Consider the following 11,965-nt stretch of genomic DNA (forward strand, 5'->3'; position numbering starts at 1 on the left):
GGGGCTTCAACCGCGTTTGGGGGCGAGCAGATTGGTTTGCGGCCGCAGTCCGCGGAGGCGGACTTCGTGTGTTTCGAGGCGCGGTTTCAACCGCCGGACAGAATCTGGCGCGCCCGCCGCGGTTTGCCTGCGGGCTGAGGTCTCCCCCTCTCCCGCTTGCGGGAGAGGGGGCCGTGGGGAGAGGGGTGCCCGCCGCCGCGCCACACCATCCGGATCACGATGAGTTGTCCTTCTCCCCTCTCCGTGCGTCTGTTTGCACGGGGAGGGGCCGGGGGAGGGGCCACCCGGCGCCGCCCCATCCTTTCCCCCCTTCCGCGCTCCCTTACATTCCCCACACGCACGGCGCTCGCCCGCCGCGGGCACCGCATGTGCTACAGTGTCACCGTGTCGTCTCCGCCGCGCGCGAGCACGAAGCCTGCTCACGCGCGGCCGGTGTGCACGGCAGCCGCGTCCTTCACCTGTTTCCACGCCCGTAGATGGCCCTGATCGTCCAGAAGTACGGCGGCACCTCGGTAGGATCTCCGGAACGCATCCGCGCGGTGGCGGCTCGCGTGGCGCGGGCGCACCGGCGCGGCGACCAGGTCGTCGTCGTCGTTTCCGCCATGGGCGACACGACGGACGACCTGATCACCCTCGCCCATCTGGTCACCGGCGCCGAGAACGCCGCCGCCCAGCATCCGCGCGAGATGGACATGCTGCTCACCAGCGGCGAACGCATCTCCATGGCGCTCGTGGCCATGGCCATCTGCCGCGAAGGGGTGCCCGCGCGCTCGCTGACCGGCAGCCAGGCCGCCATCATCACCGACACGCGCCACACCGCCGCCCGCATCCTCGAAGTCCGCGCGGAACGTGTGCGCGAGACGGTTGAATCGGGCGAGGTGGCGATCGTGGCCGGCTTTCAGGGCGTGAGCCGCGCGCGCGAAATCACCACGCTGGGGCGCGGCGGCAGCGACACCACGGCGGTGGCGCTGGCCTGCGCGCTGGGCGCCGACCGCTGCGAGATCTACACGGACGTGGACGGCATCTATAGCGCCGACCCGCGCCGCGTGCCCGCCGCGCGGCGCATTCCGGAGATTTCGCACGCGGAAATGCTGGAGCTGGCCGCCGCCGGCGCGCAGGTGATGCACCCCCGCGCCGTGGACATGGGCGTCCGCTTCGGCATGGACATCCGCGTGCTTTCCTCCTTTGTGGACGACGCGGACCAGGACGAATCCGGGCGCGGCACCCTGATCACCGAGAATCCCACGCTCATGGAAGAGCTCGCCCTTACCGGAATCGCCTCCGCCCGCGGCTTTGCCACCCTGGTGGTGCGCGGCCTTCCCGCCGGCATGCGCACGCCCACCGAGGTGCTCATCGGCATGGCCGAGGACGGCGTCAGCATCGACATGATCACCGAGGCGCCGCACGCGGACGGCCGCATTCTTCTGCAGATCACCATTCTGGAAGAAGACATCGAGCGCACGCAGACGGTCATCCGCCGCGTGGCGGAGAAGCTGGGCGCGCCCGATCCCGTCATGGAGGCGCAGGGCGGACTGGCGCGCATCGCCATGGTGGGAAGCGGAATGCAGGGGCGGCCCGGCGTGTACGCGGCCGCGTTCCGCACGCTGATGGAGGCGGGTGTGGACGTGGAGGCGGTGTCGACGTCGTCCATCTCCATCACCGTGTTCGTGGATGCGGCGCGGGAGAACGAGGCGCTGCAGGCGCTGCACACCGGTTTCGGGCTGGACGCGCCGGCGGCCGTCCCCGCCACGGCCTGAGGAGCGCGACCATGCACATTGCTCTGCTGGGCGCCACCGGCGCCGTGGGACGCACCATGCTGCAGGTGCTGCGCGAACGCGACCTGCCGGTGGACAAGCTGACGCTCCTTGCGTCGGAGCGTTCCGCCGGACGCGAGATCGAGTGGAACGGAAAGTCGTACACCGTGCAGGCGCCCGCGCGGGGCTGCTTTCGCGGGGTGGACTACGCCCTCTTTTCCGCCGGGGCGGACCGCTCGCTGGAGTGGGGACCGCGCGCCGCGGACGAGGGCGCCGTCGTCGTCGACAACTCCTCGGCGTTCCGCACGGAAGCCGACGTCCCGCTCGTCGTCCCCGAAGTGAACCTGGACGCGGCGCGCAACCGGCCGCGCGGCATCATCGCCAACCCCAACTGCTCCACCATCCAGATGGTGGTGGCGCTGGAGGCCATCCGCCGGGCGGCGGGGCTCACGCGCGTGGTGGCGAGCACCTACCAGTCCGTCAGCGGGGCGGGGGAGACGGGGCGCGACGCGCTGCGCCACGAACTCGCGGGCCAGGCGGATTCGCACTCGCCCTTTGCACGGCCCATCGCGGGGAACGTGCTGCCGCAGATCGGGTCCATCGACGGCGAGGGATGGACGGGCGAAGAGCGCAAGATCATGCAGGAGACGCGCAAGATCCTTTCGCTTCCCGACCTCGCCGTGACGGCGACGTGCGTGCGGGTGCCGGTGGATGTGGGCCATTCCGTTTCGGTGATGGCGGAAACCGAGCGGGAGATTTCCGCCGAGGAGGCGCTGCGCGTGCTGGCGGCGTTCCCCGGCGTGGTGGCATCCTCGTCCGCGGACGCGTATCCTACCGCGCGGGAGATCGCAGGGCGCGACGAGGTGTTCGTGGGGCGCGTGCGGCGCGATCCGTTTCTGGCCCGCACGCTGCACCTGTGGGTGGTCGCGGACAACCTGCGCAAGGGCGCGGCGACCAACGCCGTACAGATCGTGGAGGAACTCTCGGGTGCCTAAGCGGCGTCGGGAAGGCAGCGCCCGCACGCGGGCCGTGATCGAGACCAGTGCCGGCGGCGTATGCTACCGCTGGCACGAGGGCCGCGCGCACGTGCTGCTCATCCGTGACGCCTATCAGCACTGGGGCTTTCCCAAGGGGCACGTGGAAGGCGCCGAGACCGCCGCCGACGCCGCCCTGCGCGAAGTGGAGGAAGAGACGGGGCTGACGGAACTCCGTCTCGGGCCCCGGCTGCGCACCATCGACTGGTTCTTTCGCTTTCGCGGCAAGCTGATTCACAAGTACTGCCACTTCTACCTGATCGAATCTCCCTGCGGCGAAACCTGCCCGCAGCGCGAGGAAGGGATCACGGAGTGCATCTGGCTGCCGCTGGAGGATGCGATCCAGTCCATCTCGTACGACAACGCCCGCGAGGTGCTGATGCTGGCCGCCGAGCGCCTGCTGGGCGAGGTGCGCGCCGCGGTGGCCGCCCATCGCGCGGCGGAGTCGTCGGCCGAGCAGAACTGAGCGGCGGATGACGGAAACCGATCCGCGCGGGGTGGATTACGACTTCGTCCGGCGGTGCGCGCTCGCCCTGCCGGGAGTGACGGAGGGGATGTCGTACGGCACGCCGTCCCTGCACCTCGGCCGCAAGCTGTTTCTGCGGCTACGGGAGGATGGGGAGTCGCTGGTGCTCAAGACGGACTTCTACGAGCGCGACCACCTGCTGGCCAGCGACCCGGCCGCGTTCTTTACCGAACCGCACTACGACGGCTATCCCATCGTCCTCGTGCACCTGTCCGCCGCGCCGCGCGAGCAGCTTCGCGGGTTGATCGTGGATGGGTGGCGGCGCCTGGCCACGAAGAAGCAGGTGGCGGCCTACGATGCAGCGGCGGAATGAAGACGCAGTTCCATGTTGCGCGTTCGGACTGATTTAGACATCATTTGGCGCCACCTCTCGCAGCACCGGCCCGCTCCCGGCGTGCCGAAACGTTCGGTGCTCCGCAATCCGCTCTGGAGAACGTGACCAGCGAGACCCCCGAAGGCCGTCTGGAAGCCGTCCTTTCCGCCGTGATCGAGGCCCTTCCCTCGGCGGCGGGCCGGGAGCGCGCGCACCTGCTGAAGCGCGCGGGCGATGCATGCGTCAGCATGGGCGAGCCGCGCCGCGCGCTGAGCTGGTACGGGCGCGCGGTGGACCAGTGGCTGGAACTGGGCGACGCATCGCAGGCGGCGCTGCTGTGCAGGCTGATCATCTTTGTGCAGCCGGAGGCGGTGCGGGCGCGGTGCACGCTCACCTGGATTGCGCTGGGCGCCGAGCGGCACGCCGAGGTGGCGCCGCTGCTCAAGGACTACGTGGAGGCGGCGCGGCACGCGGGGCAGACGCAGGTTGCCGCGCAGCAGCTGGGGTGGATGTTCGAGGCCGCGCACACCGAGCCCACGCGCGCCCGCATCGTGGTGGGCATGCTGCGCCTGGGGGAGACGGAGCGCGCCGAGGCGCTGGCCGCGGAGCTGGCCGGAATGGCGCCGGGTTCGGGCGCGGCGGACCGCGAAGAGCTGTGGACGCGCGTGCTGCGGGCTGCGGTGGGGACGCCGGCTGTGTAGAACTGCATCTCACGCAGAGGCCGCGGGGGCCGCGGAGGTCGCGGGGAACAGACAGGAAAAGACGATGGGGTCACGCAGAGGAGCAGAGCCGCAGAGGAGAACTGAAGAGAAGACGAATCGAAGAACGGTAGGGCTGGATTGGGTTTTTCGCGTGGTTCTCCGTTCTTTCTCTTCTCTGCGGCTCTGCGCCTCTGCGTGACACATCTTTTTGATATCAGAAACGGCAAAGGCCGCCCATCACGGGCGGCCTTTGTCGTTCTGCCCATCCAGCCTACTGCGCGTTGTCCCAGCTGCCGCCGAGCGCGCGGTACAGGTTCACGATGGAGACCAGGTACTGCCGCTCCGCCTGCACCAGCGCCAGCCGGGCGGCAAACAGCTGCCGCTGCGGATCCAGCACCTCCAGGTAGCTCGACACGCCGGCCCGGTACCGCTGCTCCGCCATGTTCAGCGCCGCCCGCAGCGCCTGCACCTGCGCGCCGCGCGCCAGAAGCTGGTCCCGCCCGGAGCGCACGCCGGCCAGCGCGTCGTCCGCCTCGCGCAGGGCGGACAGCACCGTCTGCTCGTACTGCGAGCGCGCCTGTACGGTGCGCGCCCGCGCCGCGCCCTCTTCGCCGCGCTGGCGTCCACCGGTGAACAGGGGGACGGAAACGCCCAGTTGCATCGTGTACACCTCGCCCGAGCGGTCGAAGAGGCCGCTGAAGTTCTCGCGCTGCGTGCCGTACATCCCCGTAAGCGCCACGGAGGGATAGCGGTTCGCCATCGTCGCGCCCACGCGGGCGGTGGACGCCTGCAGCGCCCGCTCCGCCGCGCGCACGTCCGGGCGCCCGGCGATCAGCTCACCGGGGATGGAGGCGGGGATGGAAACGGCGCGCACCACCTCCTCCAGCGGCCGGCCCCGGGCGATTGGCCCCGGCGCGCGGCCCAGCAGCAGCGCCAGGCGGTTCTCCGCCTCCGTCCGCTGCCGCGCGAAGTCCGCCAGCCGCGCCGCCGGGTCCGCCAACTCCGCCTCGAACTGCCGCACATCCAGCTCCGACGTCACTCCCTGCCGAAAGCGCTGCCGGGCCAGCTCCACCGTGAGCCGCCGCGACTCCAGCGTTTCCTCCGCCAGCCGCAGATTCTCATCCAGCTCCCGCATCTGCAGGTACGCGGTGGCCACGTCGCCCACCAGCGAGAGGGTGACGGCGCGCGCATCCTCCCGCCGCGCGCCCAGGTCGTAGCGCGCCGCCTGGGTGCCGCGCCGTGTCTGCCCCCAGAAGTCCAGCTCCCACGTCGCGTCACCCGTCACCCGCACCGCGTCGAACTCCAGCCCGTTGGGGCCCTGGATGGCGCGGTTGCGGCTCGTCCCCGCGTTGGCGCTCACCTGCGGATACAGCCCGCTGCGCGCCACGGTGACCAGCGACCGGTACTCCCGCACGCGCCCCTCCGCCAGCGCCAGTTCGCGGTTGCCCGCCACCGCTTCGTTGACGAGCGACACCAGCTGCGGGTCCTGCAGCACGTCAAGCCAGGCCAGCGCGCGCGTCGTGTCCAGCTGCGTGCCCGCCGAGGCGAGGGGCGCGGGCTGTGCGGCGCGCGTGCGGGAAAGCGAGTCCAGGTACGCGCGCGTAGCGGGGGAAAGCGCCCCGTCCGCGCGGGTCTGTAGCGCCGGCACCGGGCCCGGCGATGCCCCCGGCCGCGGGCCCACCGTGCAGGCGGCCAGCAGCAGGGCGAGCGCCAACGCCGGCGCCGCGTGGATCAATCGCATCATGTTCAGTCTCCCTGCGCGGGCGCGAACGCGGGCACGACGGCCGGGCCGCGGCGCTCCACCAGCGAGCGGATGGCAAAGTAGAAGAAGGGGACAAAGAACACGCCCATCACCGTGGCTCCCAACATCCCGAAGAACACGCTGGTGCCCAGCGAATGCCGGCTGGCCGCGCCCGCGCCGCTCGCGAACACCAGCGGCGCCACGCCCAGGATGAAGGCGAACGAGGTCATGAGGATGGGGCGGAACCGCTCGCGCGCCGCTTCCATCGACGCCTCCAGCACCGAGTGCCCCTGCGCCCGCAGCTCCGTGGCGAACTCCACGATCAGCACCGCGTTCTTGGCGGCCAGGCCGATGACGGCAAACAGTCCCACCTGGAAGTACACGTCGTTGGGCATCCCCCGCAGCCAGATGGCCAGGATGGCGGACAGCACGCCGAACGGCACGCCCAGCAGCACCGCGAACGGCACCGACCAGCTCTCGTACTGCGACGCCAGGACGAGGAAGACGAGCAACAGCGCCAGCGCGAGCACCGTGGCGCTGGACCCGCCCGCCGCGCGCTCCTGGAACGATTCACCGCTGTACGCGAAGCCCACGCCCTGCGCGGCGTACTTGGTGTTCACCAGGCTCTCCACCGCGTCCAGCATCTGCCCCGAGCTCTGCCCCGGCTTGGGCGTGCCGGTGATCATGGCGCTGGGAAAGCCGTTGAAGCGCGTCAGCACGCTGGGCGCGCCCCGCATCTCCGTCCGCACCAGCGCGCTCATGGGCACCATCTCGTTCGTCGCGCTGCGCACGTAGAAGCGGCCGATGTCCTCCGGCCGCTGGCGGAACGGAGCCAGCGCCTCGGCCTGCACGCGAAACGTGCGGCCGTACAGGTTGAAGTCGTTGATGTACAGCGTCGACAGCATGGCCTGCAGAGTGGAAAAGATCTGCCCCGTCCCCACGCCGCGGGCGCGCGCCGCGTCCTCGTCCACCGTCACGTACAGCTGCGGCACGTCCGTGCGCACGCCGCCGTTGGCGCCCTGCACCGCGGTGGCGTTGGCGTCCGCCACGAACTCCTGTACCGCGCCCGCGAAGTCACGGATGTCGCCGCCGGAGCGCTGCTGAAGGTTCACCTCCAGCCCGCTGGCGGTGCCCAGCCCGGGGATTTCCGGGAAGTTGAAGCCGAACCCCACGGCTTGGCGCATTCCGAACAGCTTGCCGTTGGTGCGCCCCAGCACCGCCTCCATCTGCTCGTCCGCCGAGTGGCGCTCTTCCCACGGCTTGAGCATGGCGAACAGCGTGGCCGAGTTGGTCTGGTTGGAGCTGCTCAGCAGGTCCAGCCCGGCCACGGCGACGACACCGGCGATGGCGGGATCGGCCTTGAGCATCGCCTCTACCTGCTCCACCGTCTGCACCGTGCGCTGCAGCGAGGCGCCGTCCGGAAGCTGCACCGCCATGGCGAAGTATCCCTTGTCCTCGCTGGGAATGAAGCCGCCCGGCACCCGGTTGAAGAGCAGCGCGATCAGCCCGATGGACAGCACGAACGCGCCGGCCCACGCCTTGGGGTGCCGCGTCATCCGCGACGCCGCGCGCACGTAGCCGTTGGTCACCCGCCCGAAGCCGCGGTTGAAGGCGGAAAAGAAGCGGCCCTGCTTCTTTTCATCCTCCGGCACGTGCTTGAGCAGCATGGCGCACAGCGCGGGCGTCAGCGTCAGCGCCACCATCCCGGAGAGCAGGACGGAGATGACGATGGTCACCGCGAACTGCTGGTACATCGCCCCCGTGATTCCCGACACGAACGCGACGGGGATGAACACCGAGCACAGGACGAGGACGATGGCGATCAGCGCGCCGGAAATCTGGTGCATGGCGCGGTTGGTGGCTTCGCGCGGCGACACGTGCTCCGTCGCCATGATGCGCTCCACGTTCTCGATCACCACGATCGCGTCGTCCACCACGATGCCGATGGCCAGCACCATTCCGAACAGCGTGAGCGTGTTGATGGTAAAGCCCAGCGCCCACAATCCCACGAACGTCCCCACGATGCTCACCGGCACCGCCAGCAGCGGAATCACCGTCGCCCGCCATCCCTGAAGGAAGAGGAAGACGACGAACGTCACCAGCAGCATGGCCTCCGCCAGCGTCTTGATGACTTCGGCGATGGATTCGGTGATGAACGGCGTGGTGTCGAAGGGGATGGACCAGCGCACGCCGGCGGGAAACGCCTTCTGCAGCTCGTCCAGCCGCGCGACCGCGGCGGCCTTCACGTCCAGGTCGTTGGCGCCGGGGCGGGCGTAGAGGGCGAACAGCGCCGTCTCCTTGCCGTTCAGCCGGCTGGACTGGTCGTAGCCCTTGGAGCCCAGCGTGACCGTGGCCAGGTCCTTTACGCGCACGACGGAGCCGTCCGCCTGCGCGCGGACGATGATGTTGCCGAACTGCTCCGGCGTGGTCAGCCGGCCCGCGGTGGTGACGGGAATGGTGAGCTGCGTCCCCATCGGCGAGGGCTCGCGCCCCAGCCGGCCGCCGGGCTTGGTGGCGTTCTGCTCGCGCACCGCGTTGGCCACGTCATCCACCGTAATCCCCAGCTGCGCCATGCGGTCGGGGTCCAGGCTCAGCAGCATGGAAAAGTCGAGCGAGCCGAAGAAGGTGGCGTTGCCCACGCCGGGCAGCCGCTTCAACTCGTTCTCCACGTACAGCTTGCCGTAGTTGGCCAGGTACGCCGCGTCGTGCGTGGGATTGCTGCTGGTCAGCGCGCCCACGAGCAGGATGTTGGCGTTGGCCTTGGTGACCGTGATCCCCTGCGCGCGTACGGACGAGGGAAGCTGCGGCTCGGCCAGGGAGATGGCGTTCTGCACGTCCACCGCGGCCAGGTCCTGGTCGCGGCTGATGTCAAAGAACACGGACAGGTTCATCACCCCGTCCGCCGAGTTGGACGACTTGTAGTAGAGCAGCCCGTCCAGCCCGGCCAACTGCTGCTCGATGGGCGCGGCGACGGCGTTGGCCACGTCCTCCGCGCTGGCGCCGGGATAGACCGCGACCACCTGGATGGAGGGCGGGGTGATTTCCGGATACCGGTTCACCGGCAGGATGTACATGGTGATGGCGCCCGCCAGCAGCACCACGATGGACAGCACGATGGCCAGCACCGGCCGCCGGACGAACAGGTACTCGCGCTTTCCCTCGGGCCCGTCGGGCTCCAGCCCGGCCACGCGGTTGGCGCTGGATGGATGAGCCGTGGCGATCACGGGTTCTCCTTCACGGCGACGGGCGCGGCGCCCGCGGCGGGCGTGCCCAGGGGAACGGGCTTCACCACGGCGCCGGGGCCGATCTTCTGCACGCCGTCCACGACGACGGTTTCACCCGCCTGCAGCCCGCTCTCGATCAGCCAGTCGCCGCCGGACCATCCCGTGGCCTTGACCTCGCGGCTGGCGACGCGGTTGCCCGCGCCCACGACGTACACGGTCTGCCGCCCCATCTGCTGAATGACGGCGCGCTGCGGAACCACGATGGCGTCGCCACGCGACAGCCCCAGCAACCGCACCCGCACGAACTGGCCGGGAAGCATCAGCCGCTGCCCGTTGGCGAACTGGGCGCGGTACTGCTGCGTCCCGGTCTGCGGATCCACCACCGGGTCGATGAAGCCGATGCGGCCCTCCGTGGGGAAGGGCGCGCCGTCCGGAAGCAGCGCCTGCACCCGCGCCGCGCCGCCCGGCGACACCGCGCGGTTCAGCTCCGGGTCGCGGCGCCAGCGGTACTGCTCCTGCGCGGCGGGGCGAAAGCTCACGTACACGGGATCGACGACGTCGATGGTGGTGAGCACGTCGCCCAGCCCGTTCACCTGGCTGCCCACGTCCAGCGCGGCGCGGCCCACGCGCCCGCCGATCTCGGCGCGGACCACGGTTTCGCCCAGGCTCTTGCGCGACTGGTCCGCCGCGGCGCGGGCATTTTCCACCTGCGCGGCGGCGGAGCGCACCGCGGTTTCGGCGTCGTCCACGTCCTGCCGGGCCACCGCGTTGTCCGCCAGCAGCGGACGAAGGCGTCCGGCCAGCGAGCGGGCGTTGGCCAGCTGCGCCTGTGCCTGCGTCAGCGAGGCGCGCGCACTGCGGTGGGCGGCCTCGTAGTTGGTGGGGTCGATGCGGTACAGCTCCTGCCCGGGCCGCACCTGCGCGCCTTCCTGAAAGAAGCGGGCGACCACCACGCCGCTCACCCGGGCGCGCACCTGCACGGACCGGTACGCCTCCACCTGCCCCGCGAACTCCAGGTTCTCGTCCGTGGGCCGCGAGGCGACGGTCAGAACGGTGACTTCGGACGGGGGCGGGGCGCCGCCGGGTGCGCCGGGGCCCTTGGCCTCCGCTTCGCCGCCGCCGCACGCCGCGAGCGCCAGGGCACCTGCGATGATCGTCAGGGAGAGTCTGCGTGGGGCGGACGGGGTGCCCGCACGTGCCATGCGGGCGGGGGAGGATCGGCCAGCATGCCTGTTCACTGTCATTTTCGCGCGCTCCGGGCCCATGGGCCCATCGGTATCGGGGGTGCGTCCGCACTCCTTTGGTTGTGGACGATTCGGTCCACTAGGTGGATTATTGGACGGATTGGTCCACTTGTCAAGTGGACCCATTCGCCCTACGTTGTGTAACGGATTGCGCACGCGGCGGGGGATGTGGGCCCGCCGGCGGCGTTTTCCGGACACGCGCAGAAGTGCGCCGAGAAGGGATTTGGGATGAGCGAGCAGGCAGCGGAGCAGGCGGGCGGCAGCGCGGCGGGAAGCGCATCGCGGCGGCGGGCGGGCGGGGCGCGTGAGGCGGTTGCGTCCCGGGCCGCCGCCGCCGTTTCGCCGTGCATCGCGGGCGAGCCGGGATGCCGCGCGCCGCAGCGCGCGCCGGGGCACCGCCGCGTGGACGCCATCCTGGACGCCGCCAGCTCCGTCATCATGACCGACGGGCTGGAGGGGCTTTCCATGGACGCGATCGTGAAGCGGTCGGGGACCTCCAAGAGCTCGCTGTACCACTTCTTTCGCGACATCGGCGCGGTGACGGAGGCGCTGCTGGACCGGCACGCGCTCACGCTTCGCGAGCTGAACCAGGAGCGGGTGAGCGCGGTGGTGGAGTGGGAGCGGCTGACGCTGGAAGACGCGGTGGACGAGTTCATGGAGCCCATGGTGGGCTACGCGACCGAGCATCCGGACTTTCTGGTGCTGATCCGCGCCGCGGGTGGATGCAACGACCCGGGGACGCACTGTTCCGGCGCCGAGATCCTGATGATCGAGCGGGGCGAGCGGCTGATCGCGGCCCGTTCGCCGGAGACGCCGCCGGAGGAGCGCCGCGCGCGCGCCACCATGATGTTCGCCGCCATGATCGGGATGATGGAAATGACGGCGCGCACCCAGGTGCCCACCCGCGCCGAGCTTCTGCGCGAGTCGCGGCAGATGCTGATCGCCTATCTGGGCTGCGCCGAAGACGCGGACTGACGGAAAAACAGCGGCCTCACACAGAGCCGCAGAGGCACAGAGGAGGCGGGACGGAGAGGCTGGAGCGGGGCAAGAGCGCAGCGGGGTGAAGAAACCCGGCTCGCCCTCGTGCTCCCTCAGAGACGCAGAACTGGGCACTGGGTCCCGCGCACAAACAAGAAAGGCCGCTCCTGCTACGGAGCGGCCTTTCTTGTTGCAGGGGGTGCGTTCAGGCCTTGCGGCGGTCGCGCACGTACTTGAACGCCATCATGCCCAGCGGGAGCGCCCAGGTGGCGTTGCTCAGCACGCGGGAGACCTTGGCACCGCGCGGGCCGCCCCAGCGGCGCAGGGCAAAGTTGGCCGCGCCCATGGCGGCCGCCGTGCGAACGCTCTGCCGGCCCGGAACGATCATGTTGAGTACGCCCATCGCAGAATCCTCCGCTGGTTGCCCAAGTGGTTGCGTGCATGCGGCTT

Annotated in this window: 10 protein-coding genes; 6 read left to right on the plus strand and 4 right to left on the minus strand. The window is 70.4% G+C overall.

The genetic code is table 11. The features are described from left to right. Nucleotides 1-476: 476 nt before the first annotated feature. The 5 genes from HNQ61_RS17130 (at nucleotide 477) to HNQ61_RS17150 (ending at nucleotide 4,328) form a co-directional block, all read left to right on the plus strand. A complete protein-coding gene (locus tag HNQ61_RS17130; protein ID WP_170035298.1) occupies nucleotides 477-1,757 on the plus strand; it encodes an aspartate kinase in 1,281 nt (426 codons plus the stop codon). Between the two features lie 11 nt (nucleotides 1,758-1,768). Further along, nucleotides 1,769-2,749, plus strand: a complete 981-nt coding sequence (locus HNQ61_RS17135; RefSeq protein WP_170035299.1) for an aspartate-semialdehyde dehydrogenase — start codon at nucleotides 1,769-1,771, stop codon at nucleotides 2,747-2,749. A gap of 34 nt (nucleotides 2,750-2,783) precedes the next feature. Continuing rightward, entirely contained in the window at nucleotides 2,784-3,254 is a 471-nt protein-coding gene (locus HNQ61_RS17140) for an NUDIX domain-containing protein (RefSeq protein ID WP_170035300.1), read from the plus strand. Nucleotides 3,255-3,261: 7 nt separating this feature from the next. Then, complete coding sequence (locus tag HNQ61_RS17145) at nucleotides 3,262-3,627, plus strand: MmcQ/YjbR family DNA-binding protein (protein WP_170035301.1); 366 nt, start codon at nucleotides 3,262-3,264, stop codon at nucleotides 3,625-3,627. Between the two features lie 122 nt (nucleotides 3,628-3,749). Beyond that, the gene (locus HNQ61_RS17150; RefSeq protein ID WP_170035302.1) at nucleotides 3,750-4,328 is read left to right on the plus strand and encodes a hypothetical protein; all 579 of its coding nucleotides are present in this window, start codon (nucleotides 3,750-3,752) and stop codon (nucleotides 4,326-4,328) included. Between the two features lie 271 nt (nucleotides 4,329-4,599). On the opposite strand, the gene HNQ61_RS17155 is transcribed toward HNQ61_RS17150, so the two are convergent. From HNQ61_RS17155 to HNQ61_RS17165, 3 genes are read right to left on the minus strand one after another with little or no spacing between them, the layout of a single operon-like run. Further along, nucleotides 4,600-6,072: an efflux transporter outer membrane subunit gene (locus HNQ61_RS17155; protein ID WP_170035303.1), complete on the minus strand. Its 1,473-nt coding sequence runs from the start codon at nucleotides 6,070-6,072 to the stop codon at nucleotides 4,600-4,602. Nucleotides 6,073-6,074: 2 nt separating this feature from the next. Next, nucleotides 6,075-9,293 carry a multidrug efflux RND transporter permease subunit gene (locus tag HNQ61_RS17160; RefSeq protein ID WP_205761604.1) on the minus strand — a complete coding sequence of 1,073 codons (3,219 nt, stop codon included), beginning with the start codon at nucleotides 9,291-9,293 and terminating at the stop codon, nucleotides 6,075-6,077. Next, entirely contained in the window at nucleotides 9,290-10,495 is a 1,206-nt protein-coding gene (locus HNQ61_RS17165) for an efflux RND transporter periplasmic adaptor subunit (RefSeq protein WP_170035304.1), read from the minus strand. Before HNQ61_RS17165 ends, HNQ61_RS17160 begins: the two co-directional genes overlap by 4 nt. A 270-nt stretch (nucleotides 10,496-10,765) precedes the next feature. On the opposite strand from HNQ61_RS17165, the gene HNQ61_RS17170 reads away from it, so the two are divergent. After that, a complete protein-coding gene (locus tag HNQ61_RS17170; RefSeq protein WP_170035305.1) occupies nucleotides 10,766-11,512 on the plus strand; it encodes a TetR/AcrR family transcriptional regulator in 747 nt (248 codons plus the stop codon). Nucleotides 11,513-11,720: 208 nt separating this feature from the next. Here the strand turns inward: HNQ61_RS17170 and HNQ61_RS17175 are convergent, their stop codons facing one another. Continuing rightward, nucleotides 11,721-11,918, minus strand: a complete 198-nt coding sequence (locus tag HNQ61_RS17175) for a hypothetical protein (RefSeq protein ID WP_170035306.1) — start codon at nucleotides 11,916-11,918, stop codon at nucleotides 11,721-11,723. Nucleotides 11,919-11,965: the final 47 nt, after the last annotated feature.

Origin of the sequence: Longimicrobium terrae, from assembly GCF_014202995.1 — a bacterium.
In the GTDB taxonomy this organism is placed as follows: Bacteria; Gemmatimonadota; Gemmatimonadetes; order Longimicrobiales; family Longimicrobiaceae; genus Longimicrobium; species Longimicrobium terrae.